The organism is Streptomyces sp. PTL18 (assembly GCF_059510295.1).
On the sequence record NZ_JCAJZO010000002.1, the window covers coordinates 487699 to 509775 of the forward strand.

Sequence of the window (22077 nt, forward strand, 5' to 3'; positions counted from 1 at the left end):
GCGGGTCACGCTGGACGGGGGTGGACCGGGGGGTTCGCGATGCGAGGGACACGAGCGTGGCCGGGTGCGCTGCTGGCCGCCGCGCTGGCGGCGGGCGGCCTGTCAGGGTGCCGGGCGATGGCGGGGGCGGCGCAGGACCGGCCGAGCGGGCCTGCCGCGTCGCCGGGGCCGTCCGGGTTCGGTACCCGGTTCCTCGCCGTGGACGAGTGCAGTTCCTTCGGGACGAAGAGCTTCACGGAAGTGCCGTGCACGAGCGAACGGGCCGCCGCCCGGGTGGTCGCACGGTACGACGGCGATCCGGCGCAGGGCCCGGCATGTCCGGCGACCACGGACTTCGTGCTGCACATCAGCCCCTTCGGGGCGGTGCGGCGCGGATACGCGTGCATGCGGAACCTGGAGCCGCCGCACCCGGGCGACCCCGGTGGCGGCGGCGGCCCGCGCACGATCGTCGGGGACTGCGTGTACGGCGCGGGCAGGGGGGAGGTCCGGGAAACGGCCTGCGACGGCAGCGGCGCGCACGCGCCCGAGTACGAGGTGACGTCGGCGGTCGCACGCCGCGCGCAGTGCCCGTCCTCGACCGCGCTCTACGTGCAACTGGGCGGCAGCACACCGGTGGGCTGCGCCCGGCGGCTGTGACGGCATTCCGCGCGGTCAGGGCTCAGCAGAGGATCCATCCCGAGCTGACCGACCCGGATCCCACGGAGCCGCGGATCCACACGCACCGGTGGCCGGCGTGCACGGTGACGGGCCCGGCGTGGTGCATGTACCACCCTCTGTCGGCCGCGGGGCGGCTGCCGCGCGCCTGCACGCTCACCGACATCGTCCTCCTGCTGGACACCCGACGGGCGAAGGTCACCGCGCACACATAGCCGTCGCGCCTGTAGACCTGCACGGAGCCGCTGGAGAACGAGAGCGTACGAACCTTGTTCCCCGAGCAGAAGTCGGCCGCCTCCGCGTGTCCCGGGCTCGCCAGTGCGAACAGCCCGGAAGCCGTCAGTACGGTCATGCCGAGCGCCAGGCGCCGGCGTATCGCACCCTTGTCCACCTTTGTGGTCCCTCTCCGCGACGATGAACGTACTGATGTACGGACGCATGGCGTACGTCGAATGGTTGCGTCACGGTGGTGCACACAGGGACGTTGTCGAACGCCGGGGGCGACGTCCGCAGCGTCTGCGCATTCGGACGGGGCGTCAGGCCGAGGAGCCGACCGGCTCCTCCTGCTCCGGTTCCGGCGCGCCGACGAACGTCCGCCACAGCTCGGCATAGCGGCCGCCGCGGCCCAGCAGCTCCTCGTGGGTGCCGTCCTCGGCGATGCGACCGTGGTCCATCACCACCACCCGGTCGGCACGGGCCGCCGTGGTCAGACGGTGGGCCACGACAAGTGTCGTACGCCGCCCGGCGATGCGGTCCGTGGCCTGGTTGACCTGGGCCTCGGTGGCCAGGTCGAGCGCGGCGGTCGCCTCGTCGAGCAGCAGGACGTCGGGGTCCACCAGCTCCGCGCGGGCCAGCGCGATCAACTGCCGCTGTCCGGCGGACAGGTTGCGGCCGCGCTCGGCGACCTCGTGCAGATAGCCGCCCTCGAGGCGGGCGATCATGTCGTGCGCGCCGACCGACCGCGCCGCGGCCTCCACCTCGGCGTCGGTGGCGTCCGGGCGCCCGTACGCGATGGCGTCCCGGACGGTCCCCTGGAACAGGTACGCCTCCTGCGGGACCACGCCGAGCCGGTGCCGGTAGGAGGTCAGGTCGAGCGAGCGCAGATCGGTGCCGTCGACCAGCACCCGGCCGCGCGTGGGATCGTAGAACCGGGCGACGAGCTTGACCAGGGTCGACTTGCCCGCGCCCGTCTCGCCCACGAACGCGACGGTCTGTCCGGCGGGGATCGTCAGGTCCACGCCGGTCAGCGCCTCCTCGTCGTCTCCGTAGGCGAAGTGGACGCCGTCGAAGGTGATGTCGCCGCGCAGCGACAGCACTTCGAGCGGCTCGTCTGCGGCCTGCGTGGTGGTGGGCTCCTGGAGGAGTTCCTGCATGCGGCCCAGCGACACGGTGGCCTGCTGGTAGCCGTCGAACACCTGGGAGAGCTGCTGCACCGGCGCGAAGAACAGGTCGATGTACAGCAGGTACGCGACCAGGGCGCCCGTCGTCAGCGTCCCCGCCCCGACCCGGTGCGCGCCCACGATCAGCACGGACGCCGCGGCCACCGACGACAACAGCTGCACGAACGGGAAGTAGACCGAGATCAGCCACTGGCCCCGGATGCGCGCCCGGCGGTAGGAGTCGCTGCCCTCGGTGAACCGCCGCCCACCGTCCCGCTCGCGCCGGAACGCCTGCAGGATCCGCAGCCCGGACACCGACTCCTGGAGGTCGGCGTTGACCGCCGACACCCGCTCGCGGGCCAGTTCGTACGCCTTCACGCTGGCCCGGCGGAAGAAGACGGTCGCCACGATCAGCGGGGGCAGGGTGGCGAACACGACGAGCGCGAGCTGTACGTCGATCACCAGCAGCGCGACCATGATCCCGAAGAAGGTGACGACGGAGACGAAGGCCGTCACCAGCCCGGTCTGGAGGAACGTGGACAGGGCGTCGACGTCCGTCGTCATCCGCGTCATGATCCGCCCGGTCAGCTCCCGCTCGTAGTAGTCGAGTCCGAGCCGCTGGAGCTGGGCGAAGATCTTCAGCCGCAGGGAGTACAGGACCCGCTCTCCGGTGCGCCCGGTCATCCGGGTCTCGCCGACCTGCGCCGCCCACTGGATCAGAACGGTGACCAGCGCGAGCAGGGACGCCGACCAGACCGCGCCGAGTGCCATCCGGGACACGCCCCGGTCGATGCCGTGCCGGATCAGGATCGGCAGCAGCAGTCCCATGCCCGCGTCGACCGCGACGAGGGCGAGGCTGACGAGCAGGGGCAGCCCGAAGCCGCGCAGCAGCCGGGTCAGGCCGTAGGACTCCTCGGGCTGGACGGCGCGTGCCTCGTCGACGCCGGGGGTGTCGGTGGCCGGGGGCAGCTCCTCGACCTGGGCGAGCAGCTCGGGGGTCGCCGGGGTCCCGGCGAGGGCGTGGTCCTTGGGCTCCCGGTCGCCGGTCCACAGTCGCGGGGTGACGCCGCGCTCGGCGTCGAACTCGGCGTCCAGCTCGTCCCGGACGCTGGTGTCCTCCTCCGGCACGGCGGGCCGGGTGTGGCCCGGCGAGACACCGCCCAGCTCGTCGGGGTCGGTGAGCAGACGGCGGTAGAGGGCGGAACGCTCCTGCAGTTCCGTGTGGGTGCCGATGTCGGCGAGACGGCCGCCGTCGAGCACGGCGATGCGGTCGGCGAGGTTGAGGGTGGAGCGGCGGTGGGCGATCAGCAGGGTCGTGCGGCCCTGCATGACCTGCTTGAGCGCCTCGTGGATCTCGTGCTCGACGCGGGCGTCCACCGCCGAGGTGGCGTCGTCGAGGACCAGCAGCCGGGGGTCGGCGAGGATGGCGCGGGCGAGCGCGATGCGCTGGCGCTGGCCGCCGGAGAGGGTCAGGCCGTGCTCGCCGACCTTGGTGCCGTAGCCGTCGGGCAGCTCGGCGATGAAACGGTCCGCCTGGGCGGCGCGCGCGGCCCGCTCGACCTCCTCGTCGGTGGCGTCGGGACGGCCGTAGGCGATGTTGTTGCGGACCGTGTCCGAGAAGAGGAACGAGTCCTCGGGGACGAGCCCGATCGCGGCCCGCAGGGACGGAAGGGTCAGCTCACGCACGTCGTGGCCGCCGACCAGGACGGCGCCGTGCGTGACGTCGTAGAAGCGGGGCAGCAGCAGCGAGACGGTGGACTTGCCGGAGCCGGAGGAGCCGACGACGGCGAGGGTCTCGCCGGGGCGGATCTCGAAGGAGAGCCCGTCCAGGACCGGGCGCCCGTCCTCGTAGGCGAAGGACACGTCGTCGAACTCGACGGTCGCGGGCGCGTCGGAGGGCAGCTCCTTGGTGCCGTCCTGAAGCGACGGTTCGGTGTCGATCAGCTCCAGGACCCGCTCGGCCCCCGCGCGGGCCTGCTGGCCGACGGTGAGGACCACGGCGAGCATGCGGACCGGTCCGACGAGCTGCGCCAGGTAGGAGGAGAACGCGACGAACGTGCCGAGCGTGATGTGCCCGCGCACCGCCAGCCAGCCGCCGAGCGCCAGCATGGCGACCTGGCCGAGGGCGGGCACCGCCTGCAGCGCGGGGGTGTACCTGGAGTTCAGCCGGATGGTCCGCAGCCGTCCCGCGAAGAGCCGGCGACCGACCTCCCGGAGCTTGCCGGTCTCCTGTTCCTCCTGCCCGAAGCCCTTCACCACGCGGACGCCGCTGACGGCGCCGTCGACCACGGTCGCCACGGCGGCGGCCTGGGCCTGGGCGTACCAGGTCGCCGGGTGCAGCCGGGACCGGCTGCGCTTGGCGATGAACCCCAGGGCGGGCGCGACGGCCAGCGCCACCAGGGTCAGCGGCAGCGACAGCCAGGCCATGACCACCAGCGAGACCAGGAAGAGCAGGACGTTCCCGATGGTCATCGGGAGCATGAAGAGCAGGCCCTGGATCAGCTGGAGGTCGCTGGTGGCGCGGCCGACGACCTGCCCGGTGGACAGCTCGTCCTGGCGGCGCCCGTCCAGCCGGGTGATCGTCCCGTACATCTCCGTGCGGAGGTCGTGCTGGACGTCCAGGGCGAGACGGCCGCCGTAGTAGCGGCGGACGTAGGTGAGCAGGTAGACGAGGACGGCCGAGCCGATCAGGGCGCCGGCCCAGGGGGCCATGGGTCTGCTGTGGTTGCCTATGACGTCGTCGATGATCACCTTGGTGATCAGGGGCACCAGGGCCGTGAGCGCCATCCCGGCCAGGGACGAGCCCAGGGCGAGGACGACGTCCTTGGGATACCGCCAGGCGAAGCCGGCGAGCCTGCGCGCCCATCCTTGTGTCCCGCCCTGGTGCGCTGCCACGCGGTGCCCTCCTTCATACCTGGTCTACCGGAAGGCACCAACGCCGTCAGCAGCGATTTTCATCCCTCCGCAACAATCGGCCTCCTACCGGCGGGTAGGAGGCCGATTGTTGCGGACCGGATGCGCGGATCACCGGGCATCCGGCCGTGTCAGCTCGCAGGAGCCGCCGGGTACGCCTCCTGCGGCGTCCTCGTGGGCACGAACGTGCTGGTGGTGGACGTCGTCGGCACCAGGTCCTCGTGGATGGCCCTCGCCACGTTCTGGATGGTGCTGACGCCGTAGTTCATCGTGCTGTCGTCCCAGGTCAGCACGGTGATCATGTAGTCGTGACCGCGGCCGTTGAACGTGCCGATGCTGTGCACCCGCCAGCCGTGCGTGGAGCGCTGCAGCCAGCCGTTCTTGACGTGCACCGCCACCCCGGAGGGTGCGCCCGCCGGAGTGCCCCAGCGCTGTGAGGAGATGACGTTCGCCATCAGCTTCAGCTCGTACGCGCGGGAGTTGTCGCTCAGCACGGAGTTCTTCGCGGTGAGGAGCTTGAGGAGCTTCTGCTCGTCCTGCACGGTGATCTGGGTCAGGCCCCAGTAGCCGTTCGCGCCCGGCTTGGTCTGGGTCATGCCGGCGGCGGTGAGGAAGCCCTTGATCTTCGTCAGGCCCAGCTGCTTCCACAGCGTGCTGGTGGCGTTGTTGTCCGACTTGGTGATCATGGCTGTGGCGAGGCTGTTCTCGCGGCTCGTCAGATAGCGGTTGTGCTTCTTCGCGTCCCACAGCAGCGTGGCGAGCACGGTGGCCTTCACCACGCTGGCCGAGTCGTAGGCGGACGTGCCGCGCAGCGAGCAGGTGGTGTTGGTGGAGCGGTCGTACAGGCCGACCGCGACGGTGCCGCTTCGGCCGGCGAGGGCCGAGGTGATGTCGTGCTGCAGCTTGGCGGCCAGACCCGCCTTGCCCGAGGTGCAGCTGACGGTGGGCGTGGCGGCCGCGGCGGGCGCGGCGGCCGCCGCGAACGGTACGAGCATGCCGACGCCGAGCCCGGCCGCAAGGACCCGAGCTCTGTTAAATGTCCGGAAATTACCGGGTATCCGGTGAGTCATAGAGGTTGACCATCCTCTTACATGGAGAAGAGCGCACCCAGGCGCGCTCGTGCCCCATTGACTCACGGCAATGTCCGAAAGCTGTAGGCGAGTTCGCTCACACAGTCGTCCGCAGGCCGGTTCACGCCCGCAGTCACGGCACCCTTGTGAGGAACCTCTCACTTGCCGTCCGCTTACCGGGATCTCACCATCCACAGTCCACGCCCGGGTGACCACGGTCCGTACCCGTGGCATCCCCGCATGGTGCACCGGTGACCTCTGCCACGCATCCTCGCTCCGAAGTCCCCGGCGGCCCCCGCTCCCGGTCCGACGGCCGCCGGGCCGCCCCGCGGTCAGCTGAGGTGCGTAGGCGCGAACATCCTCAGGAGCGCCGGCAGGACGACCACCGAGGGCCCTGGTTCCGCCAGGGCCCTCGCCAGGTCGGCCTCCAGGGTCTCGGGGGCCGTGCGCACGCCCGGGACGCCGAAGGACTCCGCCAGGGCCACGTAGTCGGGGCAGGTCAGTTCCGTCGCCGTGGCCTGGCCGAAGGCGTCCGTCATGTACTCGCGCAGGATGCCGTAGCCGCCGTCGTCGACGATCAGCCAGGTGACGTGGAGACCGTACTGCCGCGCCGTCGCCAGTTCCGCGATGGAGCACAGGGCACCGCCGTCACCCGACACCGCCAGGACGGGGCGCGTCGGGTCCGCCGTGGCCGGAGTAGGTGGACGCGACTGGTGGCACTGCGGTAACTGAACTCCCTACACGCGGGGAGTCACGCCAGGACTTACCGAATATCGCCCATCCAAAGTCGTCGCCCTAGCTCGTCGAGGTCCGCACGCCGCTCTTCGTACTCGGGCAGCGCGATCCGTAGCAGCCGCCAGAAGTCCTCTCGGTGCCCGGACACTTTCACGTGGGCCAGTTCGTGTGCGATGACGTAGTCGATCAGATGCATGGGCAGCTGGAAGAGCGGCCACCCGAGACTCATCAACCCCTTGTCGCCCGCCCCGTCCCGCGGCGGTCGATAAGAACCCCACCGGTCCCCCAGGTCCCGCACCTCGAGTTCCGGCTCGGTCACCGCCATGCGGGCCGCCCAGGGCTGAAGCCGCTGTTCCGTCCAGTTCCGGCCGGCCCGGCAGTACCAGTCGACCAGCGCCGCCCGACCCGCTTGGGGCTCCGCCGCCAGGTCCCGGCCCATGACAAGACGCCCCGCGATCAGCCGGACTCCTCCGGTCGCCCCTTCCTCACCGGATACGGCGAGCCGATACGTTCGCCCTAGATAGCGGAAGACCTCTCCGTCGGCGAGCTGCTTGACGGGGCTGAGCGGGCGTGTGCGCTCCCGTTCCCGCCGCTTGCTCAGCAGCCAGTGCCAGTGTGCGCGGACGAACTGCTCCGCTTCGGCTGTCGAACGCCCGGCCGGGGTGTGCAGGGTAAGGGTCGCGTCGGTCTCGACGGTCAGTGCGAACCGTTTCCTTCGGGTGCTGGTACGCACCCGCAGAGACAGCCCCTCCACAATGAGGAGGGCTTCGGGGGTCGAGTACGTCGAAGGATCGGCCGGCGCGGTCACCCGCTTATTCTCCCCTCGCCCTGCTCCGGAACTGTCGCAGGTTGTCCTGCGCGAAGGACGCCAGGCGCTCAGCCGCGTTCTCCAACGACGCCCAGTCCCCGCCCACGGGCCGGACATCGTTGTTGAGCAAGGCATCCTGGAGGTCTCCGGCCAGCATGCTGATGTCCTGGTGCTGCCCCTGGTACGACGCCCTGGCCATGACTCCGGTGGCCACGTCGCACACCCTGCCCGTGAGCCGTCTGACGTCTCCTCTATCGGCAAGCCTGATGCCGGGGGTGTCCTCGAGGATCTGCTCCACCAGCCGGTACACCCTCTGTTCGAGCGGCGTGAGACCGGCGAGTTCCGGGGACTCCTCCTGCTCCTGCCTGGCCTCCTCGATCAGCGGGCCGAACTCCTCGATCTGCTCCTCGAAGCGGCCCGGCATGGTGCGCAGGATCTCTTCCAGGCGCTTGGAGAGCCGCTCGTACTTTGCGGGGTCCTCCCGCCTGGTCCGCTCCTCCAGGTGGAAGCGGAGCGCATGGCCCATCTCCGCCGCCGCCTCCCGCGGCGGCAGCCGTCGCACGGCGTCGTCGAAGGTGAGGGCCGTGAGCGAGACCGGCGGGATGACCTGGTCGATCTCCGGCCCTTCGAGGTGGTCCGCGATCATCGCCCGGACCTTGCGCCCGTACCGGCGCAGGGTGAACGTGCCGCCCTCGTCGTCCCTGCACAGCCGCCGCACCCGCTTCTGGAGCAGGCTCCAGCGCCGGGCGTCCGCGACGTAGTCCAGGGCCTCTTCGTGCGGGAGGACGCGTTCCAGGGTGGCGAGGAACGCGTGCAGTACCTCGTCGAAGTCGAATCGCAGGTCCTCGGGTTGCAGGGCGAGGGCCGCGGGTCCCAGCTTGGCGAGCTGGTCGAGCTGCGCGTCGTCGATGCCGTTGCGCCGCAGGAAGTCGCGGACCTTCTCGGCGGCGGGGCGGAGTTTGTCCACCTCGTAGGACAGATCGCGCATGGTGTCGGTGACGTCGGCGTTCCGGTACCCGGCGAGTGCGCTGGAGAGGTGCTCGAAGACGCCGTAGTAGTCGACGACGTAACCGACCTCCTTGCCGGGCGAGGTGCGGTTGACCCGCGCGACGGCCTGGAGCAGCTCGGCGTCCCGGATCGGCCGGTCCAGGTAGAGCACCTGTTCGCGCGGGGCGTCGAACCCCGTGAGCAGCATGGACTTCACGATCAGAAACGCGATGGGGCTGTCGGGGTGCACGGGGTCGGGCACCGAGGTGGGGAGCGGCTGCGGCTCGCTGTTCGCGGCCTCGGACCAGGGGGCGTTCGTGCCGTCGGCGGGATCGATGGGCGGTATCGGGGCTTGGGGTGGATTGAAAGGGGTCAGGGCGACCCACTCCGAATCGGGCACCAGCTCAGGGAACGCCTTCTGGAAGCGCTCGGTGTAGGCCTCCTGGCGGCCGGCGTCGGTCCACTCCCTCCACTCCCCCCGCTTGTGGCCGGGGCCCGGTGAGATGATGGGGACGAAGTCGATCCGGCGCAGCAACGCCCTGAACTGGTAGGCCTGGTGGAGATAGCGCAGCCTGCCGGACAGCTTCTCCGGCGGAATACCGGCCACCGACTCCGGGTCGAACTCGGACAGCTGGGAGAGCAGTTCGTCACGTGCCTTGCGCAGGGCGTGGTGGTACTGCACGGCCGCCTTCCGGCTGACGGCCGCCACCTGCGCTTTGAAGCCGCCGGGCAGCACGGTGGTGACCCAGTGCTCCAGCATGTCCTCGGCCTTCGCCTCGATCATGGGTACGGACTCGGCGACGTCCCGCTCAGTGGGCCACCGCTTGAGCAGCGCGGCCCGCTCCTCGGGCGTGCGGTCCCGGACGAGGTCGTCGAACCCTTTGTCGAGGACCTCCCCGTCACGGACCTCACCTTCCCCGGTCCGCCCCTCGTACCGGATACGGACGACGACGCCGTCGTGCTCGGCATCCTCCATCCGGTACTCGTCGAGGAAACCCCGCGGCGAGTCACCGCGCCCGAAGATCCGGCGCGTGTCCTCCTCACGTTCGGTGATGATCGGCGTACCCGTGAACCCGATCTTTGCGGCGTTCGGGATGGCCTTGCGCAGGGCGGCGTGCAGGACACTGGTGTGCGAGCGGTGTGCCTCGTCGACGAGGACGAGGATGTCCGGTGAGGTGTTGCACTCGGGGAAGTCCGGTACGGGGCCGGGGCTTTCGTCCTCGCTCGGGTCCGTTCCCTCTCCCGTCAGGTCCCGGTCGTCTCCGCTGCCTTCGGCGTCTCCGGCGAAGGTGAAACCGCTCCCGTACTTCTGGATCATGCCGAAGACGACACGCCGCCCGCCGTCGCGCAGCAGCCCCTCCATCTGCGTCCGGGTTTCCGCCGTCTCGACGTCGGACTCGCTGAGCTTCAGCGTCCGTGAGAGCTGGGTCTGCAACTGGGTGCGGTCGGTGACCACGACCACCATGAACTCGCTGAGTCGATGATGCAGATGCACCCGCCGCACCAGGAACGTCATGGTCAGCGACTTACCGGAGCCCTGCGTGTGCCAGATGACACCGCCGCGCTCGTCCTCGGTGTCACGCCCGGCACGGACCCGCCCGGTCAGCAGTCTGCGCACGGCCTTTTCGGCGGCCCGGTACTGCTGGTGCCGGGCGACGGCCTTCACAGTCCGCACGGCCCCGCCGTCCGCATCCGACTCGACGGTCATCGGGATCACGTAATGCCGTACGACGTTGAGCAGGGCGGCCGGCCGCAGAACCACACCGACAAGCTTCTGCTGCTCGCCGAGCGGCGCGGGCGCGACCGGGTCGGCGCCGTCCACGAGCAGCCCGGCGGTACGCAGCTCCCGCCGCAGCGTGCCCTCTTCCTCCGGTTCGACGCTGCGCCACGGGTGGAAGTGCTCGGGCTCGGAGGTGACGGTGCCGAGGTGGGCGGTCTCGCCGGTCGCGGCGACGAGGAGCTGCACGGTCCGGAACAGTTCCGGCACGCCGGCGGCGACTGGAGTACCGGTGGCGTCGAGGTCAAGGACGGGATTCCCCGCGTAGTACCGGAGATCGAGCACGGCACTGCGGACGGGCTCGGCGAGATCGGGGCTCTTGCACTCGACGACGACGAGCGGAATGCCGTTCACGAAGAGGACGAGGTCGAGTATGGACAGTTCGCCGGAGCGGCTGCGCACACGGAGTTGGTCGACGACGGTGAAGGTGTTGCGCGTGACCAGGTCCGGATGCCACTCGACGTACTGGACGGTGGCGGACGGACCACCGTGCGCGGCGGACGGTGAGGGAAGCGTCCAGCCGTGAAGCAGCATGTCGGTGGCGGAGAGGTTCGCCTGCACGACACCCTTGCCGAGGGAGAGGGAGGCAAGCTCGCCGACCGCCCGCCGGATGTCGTCCTCACCCATCCAGGACTGACCGTCACTGCCCCGGAGGTTGATTCGCCTCAGTGCGGGCCCGAGCTGGTCGACGAGCAGCGGCACAGCCGCGTCGAGCGTGTCCAGCTCCACGCCCGGGACGTGCGTCCATCCCATGGCCTCCAACTGCGCGACTAACGGCCGTTCCACCTCGTCCCGCTCGACGTGCACCACCACGGCCCCGCGCCTCCCGTAAGTCCCTCTGTTCCCGGAGATCCATTCTGCGCCCGGGGGGCGGGGTGAGGGGAAGGGATACAGGCGTAGGACATGACTGAGCATGCGGACGTACGGGGCTTTGTAGCGGTACGTCCGCAGACTCGGCGGCGGGGCGGGCGAGTCAGGCGCCGGGGTCCTCTTCAGGGGCGGTGCCGGGGGCCTCGTCGTCGTGGGGCAGGGGGAGGCGCGCTCCCCTGCTGCGGGCGATGCGATGCACGTCGTGGAGCGATTCCGCCAAGCGGGCCGCGAGGAAGCGGAGCTGTGGCGCAGTGGCCTTGCAGTCACCCAGGAGATCGGCGGCATGGCCGAGAAGGTCGTCTGCCATGCCGAGCTGCACGGCTTCGACGTCGTCGGCGAGGCGCGAGAGACGGCCGGTGCCGGTGTCGTCGGTGAGGAGATAGCAAGGGTTGCCGTCGAGGTTGGACCAGGGGAGGAGGCGGGGCCGGCCGACCGCGGGGGCGGTGGCGTCGCGGGTCTCGTAGATCACGCGGCGGCCACCTCGGTGTCCCGCATTCGGCGCGAGCCGACGTCCACACCATGGATACGCCTTGGCCCTACGTCGACGCCGTGCACGGCGAGCCAGAGTGCCCTGCGCCGGGCGCGTTGCCGCCTGGCCTGATCACGTCGCTCATGCGCGAGGAGGTAGGGACGGACGAGCCGGGAGTCCTCGCCGCGGAGGAGGTTCTCGTGCGGGGAGGGGCGGCGGCCTGGTGCGACGGCGACGGTCGGCACTGGGCCGAGCGGCACCCCTCCCCCTGCGCGGTGCCGGTGCCGGTGCCGCCCTGAGGCGGGCCACAGCAGCCGCAGCAGCGGTTCGACGAGGCGGGCGATACGGTGCAACACGTCTTCAACTCCAGTGCGGTTGAGGGCCATGCCCCCGGGCCGTCGGTAGCGGTCGCGGGGGTCTTCCGTGCCCGAGGGCAGGTCGAGGTGCATGGACATCGCTGTGTAGTGATCCACTCACAGAGTGAGACGGATCGGACTAGGCTCGCCAGAGGGTCGGATGTGACAACGCATCTGTCACACGGGAGTTGACGATGAGCAACATCTATGGGGAGTGGTTGAAGGCTCAGCGCGAGGCGGCCGGGATGACACAGCAAGAGCTGGCGACGGCCGCCGTCATGACGCGTTCGCACATCGCGCACATCGAGGCGGGCCGACGCACCCCGTCGAAGGAGGACGCAAGACGCCTCGACAGGGCGCTGAACACGGGCGATGTGCTCAGCAGCTTCCTGCCGGACGACGACACCGCTGTCGCGGGGTACTTCGAGGCGGCCCTTCAGCTCGAACGACAGGCGACCATGATCAGGGAGTTCGCCCTGTCGTTCATTCCCGGCATCTTCCAGACGGAAGGGTACGCGCGTGCGGTTCTGAGTATGCCGTTCCCTCCGGCGAGTGAACAGGAACGTGACAGACGCCTTGTCACACGCTTGGAACGCGCAAAGATCCTTGCCGACCCGGTGACACCCGTAGTGTGGGCGCTACTGGATGAGGCGGTGCTGCGACGCCGGATCGGCGGCCCGGAGGTCATGGCGGAGCAGATCGACCACCTCGTCAGACTCGCCGAGGCCGAACGGATCCAACTTCACCTTCTACCGTTCACGCTGGGCATGCATCCCCTCATGAGCAACATGCTCACGCTGATGTGGTTCGAGGATCAGCCGCCCGTGGCCTACGGCGAAGGCCTATACATGGGGAAGATCCACGACAGCCCATCCGTGGTTCAGGAGCTGCAGCATCGCTACGATTTCGCACTGGGCAACGCGCTGCCTCTCAAGGAATCACTGGATCTGCTCAGGGCAACAGCAAGGGACTACGAACATCATGGCTGACCGAGCGATACCGAACGCGGGGGTACTGAGGGGCTGGCGGAAGTCCTCTCACAGCAACGACCAGGGCGGCAGCTGCCTGGAGGTCCTTGACGACCACCCCACGGGCGTGCCCGTCCGCGACTCCAAAACCCCTGAGGGACCCGCGCTGGTCTTCCCGTCGGCCGACTGGACGTCGTTCGTCACAGCAGTCAAGGACGGAAGCCTCTCCGGCTAACCGCTACCACCACGATTCGTCTGACCCCCGCGCTCCCTCCAGCGCGGGCCAGACATCGTTCACTCAGGCCACCACAGCAGATCTCTCAGTTCGCCCCGACAGCAGGTCATCTACTAGTCCTTGTTTGAGTGCGCGAAGCTTGTTCAGTTCTTCGTTCTCACGCCCAATCTGCTCGTCGCACGCCTCCAGCGTGGCTATGATGCGCCGCTGTTCAGCCAGGTCGACTGGGAGATCGATCTCCACCTCCCGCAGCCGGGATGGATTCACATTCACTTGTTGCACCGCAACCGTCGAAATGGATCGCACACGCTGCCGAACCAGGGGGTGCATCAACCATTCGACGAGGTAATCCGGAGTCAGCCGCTGCAAGTCAGGAACCAGGCGCACCAAGTACGACGCGAAGGTTGTAGCTGGCAGTTCGTCGCGCCACATGGCAGCCTTGCCGACGTGGTCGATGCTGTTGGTCCGGTTGAACAGAACATCCTGACGCTGGAGGAGTAGCCGCCTTGGGACTGGCACCGGACAGTATCGGAGCTCTCCCACGTCGATCTGCCCATCCCGGATGTTATTCATCCGCAGAACAGGAACGCCGCCAGCATCCCTGTCAAGCGCTTCCGAAATTCCATACTCGACCGAGGGCACAACGTCCTTGAGTGGCACGCGAACCCACCCTGGCGAAGGCGCTGCTCGAGCAACAGATACCAGTTCCGCCAGCAGCGTTCCCCGCCTCACGCTGCGCAGCTTGGCGATCGACGTCTCGATTCCGCGCTCCAACTCAGCGACACTATCGATCACCGCAACGATCCGCCGCTGTTCCGCCAAGTCAACCGGGTACGCGACAAGATGTTCAGCAAACTTGTCCTGCGGCAGGTGCGCGATACTCGTCTGCCCCACCGAATCTGTGAACATCTGCCAGCGCGCCGCATAGTTCATGTAATGCAGCATGTACCGAGGTTCGATCTGCCCACGGGACCGCAGCCGATGCAGGGACTTCTGAAAGTAGCACTCCTCGCGCTCTTCCTCCCACATCGCCGTCCGCCCGACCTCACCCCCCTCAGTGACGAGCAGGTCGCCTGGAACCAGGCGAAATTTGTCGCGCTCAGCCGAGCTGAAGCTCATATAGTTCAGCGCTTCAAAATCGATCCTGTTCCACTGAACGTTCTTGTTGGTCAGATACCGCCGCTGCTGAGGCCCCGCGGAAGCGTCCTTGCTCAGCATCTTGCCGAGCTGCATGTCAAAAAGGTCGCCAACCTTACTCAAAATCCACCCAGGAGCCAGCTCACGCATACCCCAGCTCCTTAAGGAACCCGTCCAGCTCGCCAGCCGTCCGCTCCCGACCCGCCCGAATCTCCCTCAACGACACCGCGTATTTCTGCTCCCACGTCTCATAGGACGCCGCCAACTCCCGCTGCCACCGCACCACATGGCCGTCCAGCTTCGCCGCCAGGTCGTCCCGCAGCAGGTCGAGCACCACCCGGTGCTCCCCCTCCGCGTCCAGCTCCGCCCGCGCCCGGAACAAACGCGGCGGCTGCTCCCCCAAGGTCGGCGGATCGCTCGGGTATGGGTAGCGGTGGAAGTCCGCCTCAAGGCGTTTGATGTCCGCGCCCGCCTTCGTGCGCGCCTTCTTCACGCGGGCCAGCTCAGCCGTGAGCTCGACCAACTCCTCGACGCTCAGAGCGACTTCCTTCACGTCAACCTCATCGTCGACCGGGTCGCCATCTGCCTCCGGCTCCTCCCCGCCCCCGGAAAGCCGCGCGCTCAACTCCTTGAACCGCGCGTCCGCCGCCGCCTTGCGCGCATCCGCCTCCGCCAGCTCCTCCAGAAACCGGGGAGCGATGGCGGCGACCACCTTGTGGTCGTACGCCTGACGTCGTTCCGCGGCCGTCCGCGTCCGCAGCTTCTTCGTGCGTGCGTCCTGTTCGGGCGAGAGCATCGTGTCGACGTTCTCGACCCACCCGTCGACGACGCCCCCGAACCCGTTCTCCGACAGCGCGAGCAGGTCGTACTTGGCGTCCCACCACCACCCCGCGACCGCCCCCGCCAGCGCGTACCGGTCCAGCAGTCCGACCCGGCCCAGCCGTTCCCCGAACGACTTCATCAGCTGCCCCCGCACCGCCATCAACGCGGCCTTGCGCTCGGAGGACGTGGACGACGCGAGGGCTTCGGGCGTGGCCGCCACCGCCTCCAGCCGCAGGGCGGCCTCTTCCTCCCACCACTTGGCGAACTCCGCCCGCAGCGCCTCCTCCCGGGGCCGGGCCAGCTCGCCCAGATCGGGACGGCCGCCCGCCGCCTCGTCCCGGAAGTCGACGTACGCCGGGTCCGCCGGCCCCCGCTCCACGAACAGGTCGGCCACCCCGATCCCGTACGAGTCGAGCAGCGCCTTCTTCGCTTCGATCTCCGCGCGCGGCACCCCGCCCACCAGATGCGCCCGCACGTCCTGCGGCTCCGGCGGCGGTGTGTTGTCCACGTACCGGCGGATATTGAGGTTGTCGTCGTTGGCGGCGAGCTCCTCACGGGTGACGATCCGCGAGAAGCCGGGGACCTCCTCGTACGCGTGGAACGTCGAGACGATCTTCTCGGCGTGCTCGGGAAGCAGAATGTTCTGCGCCCGCTCCGCGTGGAACTCACGGTCGGCGTTGATGAACAGCACCTTGCCCTCACGCTCCCGGTCCTTCCGGCCCGGCGGGCGGAGCACCAGGATGCAGGCCGGGATGCCGGTCCCGTAGAAGAGGTTCGAGGCGAGGCCGATGACCGCCTCGATGGTGTCCTTCTCCAGCAGTTCCGTACGGATCGTCTTCTCACCGCCGCCACGGAACAGCACCCCGTGCGGCATGACCGTGATCACCATGCCGCCGCGAGAGCCCTCCCGCTTGGCCTCCCACAGCATGTGCTGGAGGAACATCAGGTCGGCCTTGCCGCGCTCACTCGTCGCCCCGTACTTGGCACGCTCGGCCGGGTGCGCCAGGTCCGCAAGGGTGTAGTCCAGGGAGAACGGGGGATTGCTGAGCACCCCGTCGAACCGGTCCTCGTCCGAGCGCGGAACGTGCGCCGGCTGCGAGAGCGTGTCCCCGGTGGCCAGGTCGAAGCGACGTACGCCGTGCAGCACCATGTTCATCGTCGACATGATCCAGGAGCCGGAGTTGGCGTCCTGTCCGGCGAAGAACATCGACGATGTGTCGCCGCCGTGCTCCTCCACGTACTCCGCCGCGTGGATGAGCATGCCGCCCGAGCCGACGCACGGGTCGTAGATCCTCATGTTCTCGGTGGGGGCGAGGAGCTCGACCATCATGCGGACCACGGCGCGCGGGGTATAGAACTCGCCGCCCTTGCGTCCGGCCGTGTCCGCGAACTCCTTGATCAGGTACTCGTACGCGGCGCCGATCAGGTCAGGGAACTCGAAGTCGTCCGTGCGCAGCCTGATACGCCCGAAGTGCGCGATGAGGAGCTTCAGGCGCTGGTCGGCGAGCTTGGCCGCGCCGGACGCGGCGCCCGATCCTCCGATGCGGTTGAAATCGAGGTGGTCGAAGAGGCCCTTGAGCTTCGCGTTCTGGCTCTCGAGCGCTTGCAGCGCGGGACGCAGCGCCTTCTCGTTGATGTTGTGGGGGACGGCGGAGATCCTGTGCCAACGGGCCTGCTCGGGCACGTACAGCACATCGCGCTTGCGGTAGGGGCCCGGCTGCTCAAGGTAGCCGCGAAGGTCCTCGACGCCGAGCTTCAGCTCCTCGACGGCATACTGCCGGAGCCTGTCCCTGGCCGCCTCGAACTCGTCGTTGGCGCGCTTCAGGAAGAGCAGCCCGAAGATGTAGTCCTTGTACTCGGAGGCGTCCATCGTGCCGCGCAGAATGTCCGCGGCGGCCCATAGATGGCGTTCCAGCTGCGCGAGCGTGAGCTTGGCCACGTACGACTCCCTACAACCCGACCTGGGACAACGGAGAGACCTTATTGCCCGGCCGGAGCCATATCGAAATCGGTGCGCAGACGGCCTCCGGGATCAGTACGTGCCGATGTGCAGCGCCTTCTCCACGAACTCGTGCACGTCTGTGTACGGGTCCCTGTCCCACTTGGCCACATGTGCCGCATGCCGACTGTTCATCTGCTCGGCGTTCTTCCGCGCCGTCTCGTAACGGCCGAGGATCTGGCGCGGCAGGACGACCTTGGGGGTCTTGGCGTCCTGGGACCCTCGCCGGAACGGGAGCCGCTCGGCCACCCCGTCGCAGACCCCGGCGAACGAGCCGCTGACCGGCTTGTAGTGGGCGAGCCGCCAGACCTCGAAGCACGGATGCGAGAAGGCGACTCCGATTCCCGCCTTCTCCGCCTCCTCCAACGCGTCGCGAATGTACTTGTATCTGTCGTGGTCGAAGAGACACCAGACCGCGGGCAGGTACTTTGCGTCCAGCTTGGCCCGCTTGGCCTTGCGGTCCTCTTCACGCTTCAGCTTGATCGCCTGCTCCACGAGGTCCAGCGGCTTGCGCCCGCTGTCCGCCTTGCGGTTGGCGATGTGCATCTCCACCGGGACCTTGTCGGCGTGCGGGACGCCCTTGTCCTTGAGGATGTCGAGATACGAGGGCTCGGTCACCTTGCCCTCGGTGAAGATGAAGACCTGACGCCTGCGTTGTCCGCCCCCTCGGGCCGGACGCTCCCACGAGTCCCTGCCCTTGTGCGCCCGCCCCATCAGTCGCGCCCCGCCCGGTCCGCTCGCTCGCCTGTCTCGTCGTACGTATCGGCCTCACGCGCCACGAGCAGTCGCCGCGCGATCTGGCCCTCCAGAAGGGCCGGAACCCCGCCGAAAGCCCCAGCGAGGTACGACTGTGTGAGGTCCTCGTCCTCGCCCGGCTCGACGTCGGTGAGGGGATACAGCTCGGTCGCCCCGTCCTTGTCCTTCTCCGTCAGCCACACCTGCGCCGGATCGAGGAGCCGTTCGCCGCTCGGGGTGGTGAGCACCGTCGCGTCGTGTGACGTGAAGACCAGCTGGGCGCCCTTGGGGTTCGCGTACGGGTCGTGGAAGAGCCGCACGACCTCGGCTGCGAAGCGGGAGTGCAGGCTGGCGTCGAGTTCGTCGACGAGCAGGACCGCGCCCTCGTCGAGGGCGAGGAGCAGAGGGCCCAGGAGGGCGAACCAGGAGCGGGTGCCGTAGGACTCCTCCTGCCAGTCGAAGGCCACATCCCCGGGAGCCGCGTGGTGCGTCAGCCTCACCGCGTCCTGGCCCGGGCCGTCCTTGACGACTGTGGCTCCGGTGATGCCGAGGTCCGCGACCCTCAACAGCTCCTGGATCCTGGTGGCCCTCGGGCCGGACAGTTCCTTCGTGGTGTACCGCGCGCGCTCGTCCCGCTCGACCTCGGGACTGATCATCCAGAAGTTACGGCGGAACCAGTGGAACAGCGGGGAGAGCTGCGGGTGGTTGTCCGTGCCGGCCGTGGAGAGCAGCAGTGCGTTGGGCCGCGTACGCCGTACGAGCTGGGCCCGGTCCCTGACACGACCGCCGGGCCACTTGAAGACGTCCGGCCGGGAGGCGTCGCGGTCGAGCCATTCCTGACGGCGGCCGCGCGGGTAGCTGTGCAGCCACTCGGACTCGACACGGGTGGCGCCGAGCTCGAAGCCGTACGTCCAGCGGACCGAGTCGATGACGACGTCGACCTCGAAGAAGGAAGGTTCGCTCTCGCTCTTGGGGTCAAGGGCGAAGACCTGGCGCGGGATGCCGTCGTAAGAGGCCCAGCGGGCGTAGGAGTTGAGGACCGCATTACGCATGCCGGTCATCGCCGTCAGCACGTTCGACTTGCCGGATGCGTTGGCCCCGAAGATTCCGATCAGCGGAAGGACGGAGACGGATTCCCCGCCCGCGAGATCCACCGGGTTCGCCGACCCGCCCTGCTCGTCGCCAGGCACGACGAAGGACAGCTCCTGCTCATCCCGCAGGGACCGTACGTTCGCGACGCGGAACCTCAGCAGCACGCTGTCCTCCTCTCCGGGCTCAGGGTAGTGGCCGCGTCCGACATCGGCCCGGCCGGGACGCCTGCGACCTCACGGAACATATCCCTTGGAGATCACCGCGACCAGCCGATCGGGTGATCAGCCCGTGCCCAGGTGCGTCGGCGCGAACATCCGCAGGACCGCCGGCAGGACGACCACCGAGGGCCCTGGTTCCGCCAGGGCCCTCGCCAGGTCGGCCTCCAGGGCCTCAGGGGTCGTGCGCACGCCCGGGACGCCGAAGGACTCCGCCAGCGCCACGTAGTCGGGGCGGGTCAGTTCCGTCGCCGTGGCCTGGCCGAAGGCGTCCGTCATGTACTCGCGCAGGATGCCGTAGCCGCCGTCGTCGACGATCAGCCAGGTGACGTGGAGACCGTACTGCCGCGCCGTCGCCAGTTCCGCGATGGAGTACAGGGCACCGCCGTCACCCGACACCGCGAGGACGGGACGTGTGGGGTCCGCCGCCGCGGCGCCCAGGGCGGCCGGGAAGCCGTAGCCGAGACCGCCCGCTCCCTGCGCCGAGTGCATGGTGTTGGGCCCCTTCGCGTCGAAGGCCGACCACGCCCAGTAGGCCAGGATCGTCATGTCCCAGAAGGACGGGGCGCCGGCGGGGAGGGCGCGGCGCACCGACGCCAGCACCTGCTGTTCCAGGGTCAGGTCCTGGGACGCGATCCGCTCGGCCACCTTCGCGAGCAGCGTCCGTACGCGCCGCGCGGAGTTCGCGTCCTCGCGCGGCTCCACCGTCTCCGACAGCGCCTGCAGCGCCAGGCGTGCGTCCGCGTGGATACCGAGGGCCGGGTGGTTGGACTCCAGTTTGCCGAGGTCCGCCTCGATCTGGATGATCCGGCCGCGCGGTGTGAACGTGTGGTAGTTCGAGGAGAGTTCGCCGAGGCCCGAGCCGACCACCAGCAGGACGTCCGCGTCCTCGAGGAGGTCCGTGGTGTGGCGGTCCTCCAGCCAGGACTGGAGGGACAGCGGGTGCTCCCAGGGGAAGGCCCCCTTGCCGCCGAAGGTCGTGACGACGGGGGCGTCCAGCTTCTCGGCGAGCGCCAGGAGCTTTCCGGACGCGTCCGCCCTGACCACTCCCCCGCCCGCGATGATCGCCGGGCGCTCGGCGTGGGAGAGCAGGTCCGCGGCCACCGCGGTGAGTTCGGGACGCGGCGGCAGCTCGTCCGGGGTCGCGTCCACCGCCGTCACCACCGGCAGATGGGTGGGAGCCAGCAGGACGTCCTGCGGGATCTCCACCCACACCGGCCCGTGCGGCACCGTCAGCGCCGACGTCCAGGCCTCCGCGAGCGCCGACGGGATCTGCGACTGCGTACGGACCGGGTGGACCGACTTCACCACGCCCCGGAACGAGGCGGCCTGGTCCGGGAGTTCGTGCAGATAGCCGTGGCGGCCGCCGCCCAGTCCGGCGGTCGGGACCTGGCTGCTGACGGCCAGCACGGGGGCGGAAGCCGCCGCGGCCTCCTGCAGCGCGGCCAGGGAGGTCAGCGCGCCGGGTCCGGTGGAGAGCAGCAGCGGGGCGGCCTCACCGGTGATCCGCCCGTACGCGTCCGCCGCGAACCCCGCGTTGTTCTCCACCCGCAGCCCGACGTACCGCAGGTCCGAGCGGCGCAGGGCGTCGAACACGCCGAGCGCGTGCTGGCCGGGCAGCCCGAAGACCGTCGTCGCGCCCAGCCCGGCCAGGGTCTCCACGACCAGGTCTCCGCCGTTGCGGCCGGGTGGGGGGTTCAGCGCGGCCTCCTTCTGAGCCGGCGTGGGACGCAGTACCAGGTCGTGGTCGTGGGTCACTTGCTCTCGGTCTCCTCAGCGGTGCGGGCCGCGGCGATCCGGCGGGTCATGATCGTCGTCAGTTCGTACGCCGTGTGGGAGGCGGCCACCGACGTGATCTCCGCGTGGTCGTACGCGGGCGCCACCTCGACGACGTCCGCCGAGACCAGGTTGCAGGACGCCAGGCCCCGGAGGATCTCCAGCAGTTCCCGGGAGGTCATGCCGCCCGCCTCCGGGGTGCCGGTGCCGGGGGCGTGCGCCGGGTCGAGGCAGTCGATGTCGATGGAGATGTACAGCGGGCGGTCGCCGATGCGCTGGCGGAGCTGGTCGGCGACCTCGTCGGCCCCGCGCCGGTAGATGTCGGCGGAGGTGACGATGCCGAAGCCCATCTTCTCGTCGTCGGTCAGGTCCTGCTTGCCGTACAGCGGGCCGCGGGTGCCGACGTGGGAGAGCGCGGAGGTGTCCAGGATGCCCTCCTCGACGGCGCGGCGGAACGGGGTGCCGTGGGTGTACTCCGCGCCGAAGTACGTGTCCCAGGTGTCGAGGTGGGCGTCGAAGTGCAGCAGCGCGACCGGGCCGTGCTTCTTGGCGACGGACCGCAGCAGCGGGAGCGCGATGGTGTGGTCGCCGCCGAGGGTCATCAGACGGGCGCCGGTGCCGAGGAGTTCGTCGGCGGCGGCCTCGACGGTCTCCACCGCCTCGTGGATGTCGAACGGGTTCACGGCGATGTCGCCGCCGTCCGCGACCTGGGCGAGCGCGAAGGGAGAGGCGTCCTGCGCCGGGTTGTAGGGGCGCAGCAGGCGGGAGGCCTCACGGATGGCGTTGCCGCCGAAGCGGGCACCCGGGCGGTAGGACACGCCCGAGTCGAACGGCACGCCGACCACGGCGACGTCCGCGGTGCCGACCTCGTCGAGGCGGGGCAACCGGGCGAACGTCGCCGGTCCCGCGTACCGCGGGATGCGGGACGAGTCGACGGGGCCGCGGGGCCGGCTGCCGCCTGCTGCGGGGTTCTCGGTGCTGCTCATCGTCGGACTCCTCCAGGTCATGGTGCGTCTTCCAGTGTCGCGGGCCCCCGACGGCGCCGGGCCTCGTGGAACGGCCGCCCGCACCGGGGCTGCC

16 protein-coding genes and 1 pseudogene are annotated in these 22077 nt (G+C 69.5%); 3 read left to right on the forward strand and 14 right to left on the reverse strand.

Features of this window, described 5'->3' with window-relative positions; all coding sequences use genetic code 11:
• The first annotated feature begins 39 nt into the window (after positions 1 to 39).
• Positions 40 to 636 carry a hypothetical protein gene (locus AC5WS8_RS06635; protein WP_496102331.1) on the forward strand — a complete coding sequence of 199 codons (597 nt, stop codon included), beginning with the start codon at positions 40 to 42 and terminating at the stop codon, positions 634 to 636.
• A 22-nt stretch (positions 637 to 658) separates the two neighbouring features.
• Here the strand turns inward: AC5WS8_RS06635 and AC5WS8_RS06640 are convergent, their stop codons facing one another.
• The 8 genes and pseudogenes from AC5WS8_RS06640 to AC5WS8_RS06675 form a co-directional block, all read right to left on the reverse strand.
• Positions 659 to 1045: a hypothetical protein gene (locus AC5WS8_RS06640; protein ID WP_496102332.1), complete on the reverse strand. Its 387-nt coding sequence runs from the start codon at positions 1043 to 1045 to the stop codon at positions 659 to 661.
• Positions 1046 to 1190: 145 nt separating this feature from the next.
• Positions 1191 to 4928, reverse strand: coding sequence for an ABC transporter ATP-binding protein (locus AC5WS8_RS06645; protein ID WP_496102333.1), 3738 nt, complete (start codon positions 4926 to 4928; stop codon positions 1191 to 1193).
• Positions 4929 to 5077: 149 nt separating this feature from the next.
• Positions 5078 to 5941 (reverse strand): serine hydrolase, encoded by an 864-nt coding sequence (locus AC5WS8_RS06650; protein WP_496102334.1) that lies wholly within the window; start codon positions 5939 to 5941, stop codon positions 5078 to 5080.
• Positions 5942 to 6348: 407 nt separating this feature from the next.
• Positions 6349 to 6708: pseudogene (locus tag AC5WS8_RS06655) on the reverse strand (thiamine pyrophosphate-dependent enzyme); the annotation flags it as partial.
• A 71-nt stretch (positions 6709 to 6779) separates the two neighbouring features.
• Positions 6780 to 7559, reverse strand: coding sequence for a M48 family metallopeptidase (locus AC5WS8_RS06660; protein WP_496102335.1), 780 nt, complete (start codon positions 7557 to 7559; stop codon positions 6780 to 6782).
• Between the two features lie 4 nt (positions 7560 to 7563).
• Positions 7564 to 11136, reverse strand: coding sequence for a type I restriction endonuclease subunit R (locus AC5WS8_RS06665; protein ID WP_496102336.1), 3573 nt, complete (start codon positions 11134 to 11136; stop codon positions 7564 to 7566).
• A 160-nt stretch (positions 11137 to 11296) separates the two neighbouring features.
• A complete protein-coding gene (locus AC5WS8_RS06670; RefSeq protein ID WP_496102337.1) occupies positions 11297 to 11662 on the reverse strand; it encodes a hypothetical protein in 366 nt (121 codons plus the stop codon).
• Complete coding sequence (locus AC5WS8_RS06675; RefSeq protein ID WP_496102338.1) at positions 11659 to 12135, reverse strand: hypothetical protein; 477 nt, start codon at positions 12133 to 12135, stop codon at positions 11659 to 11661. Before AC5WS8_RS06675 ends, AC5WS8_RS06670 begins: the two co-directional genes overlap by 4 nt.
• Positions 12136 to 12212: 77 nt before the next feature.
• Here AC5WS8_RS06675 and AC5WS8_RS06680 point away from each other — a divergent pair, with 77 nt between their 5' ends.
• Both AC5WS8_RS06680 and AC5WS8_RS06685 read left to right on the forward strand, forming a co-directional pair.
• The gene (locus AC5WS8_RS06680) at positions 12213 to 13007 is read left to right on the forward strand and encodes a helix-turn-helix domain-containing protein (protein ID WP_496102339.1); all 795 of its coding nucleotides are present in this window, start codon (positions 12213 to 12215) and stop codon (positions 13005 to 13007) included.
• A complete protein-coding gene (locus AC5WS8_RS06685) occupies positions 13000 to 13221 on the forward strand; it encodes a DUF397 domain-containing protein (RefSeq protein WP_496102340.1) in 222 nt (73 codons plus the stop codon). The genes AC5WS8_RS06680 and AC5WS8_RS06685 overlap by 8 nt, the downstream gene beginning before the upstream one ends.
• A gap of 63 nt (positions 13222 to 13284) precedes the next feature.
• On the opposite strand, the gene AC5WS8_RS06690 is transcribed toward AC5WS8_RS06685, so the two are convergent.
• From AC5WS8_RS06690 to speB, 6 genes are all read right to left on the reverse strand, one after another.
• Positions 13285 to 14508, reverse strand: coding sequence for a restriction endonuclease subunit S (locus AC5WS8_RS06690; protein WP_496102341.1), 1224 nt, complete (start codon positions 14506 to 14508; stop codon positions 13285 to 13287).
• Positions 14501 to 17119 (reverse strand): type I restriction-modification system subunit M, encoded by a 2619-nt coding sequence (locus tag AC5WS8_RS06695; protein WP_496102342.1) that lies wholly within the window; start codon positions 17117 to 17119, stop codon positions 14501 to 14503. The genes AC5WS8_RS06690 and AC5WS8_RS06695 overlap by 8 nt, the downstream gene beginning before the upstream one ends.
• 93 nt (positions 17120 to 17212) lie before the next feature.
• Positions 17213 to 17893, reverse strand: a complete 681-nt coding sequence (locus AC5WS8_RS06700; RefSeq protein ID WP_496102343.1) for an RloB family protein — start codon at positions 17891 to 17893, stop codon at positions 17213 to 17215.
• Positions 17893 to 19170: an AAA family ATPase gene (locus AC5WS8_RS06705; RefSeq protein WP_496102344.1), complete on the reverse strand. Its 1278-nt coding sequence runs from the start codon at positions 19168 to 19170 to the stop codon at positions 17893 to 17895. The genes AC5WS8_RS06700 and AC5WS8_RS06705 overlap by 1 nt, the downstream gene beginning before the upstream one ends.
• A 117-nt stretch (positions 19171 to 19287) precedes the next feature.
• Entirely contained in the window at positions 19288 to 20979 is a 1692-nt protein-coding gene (locus AC5WS8_RS06710; protein WP_496102345.1) for a thiamine pyrophosphate-binding protein, read from the reverse strand.
• The gene (gene speB / locus AC5WS8_RS06715; protein WP_496102346.1) at positions 20976 to 21983 is read right to left on the reverse strand and encodes an agmatinase; all 1008 of its coding nucleotides are present in this window, start codon (positions 21981 to 21983) and stop codon (positions 20976 to 20978) included. The genes AC5WS8_RS06710 and speB overlap by 4 nt, the downstream gene beginning before the upstream one ends.
• Between the last annotated feature and the right edge of the window lie 94 nt (positions 21984 to 22077).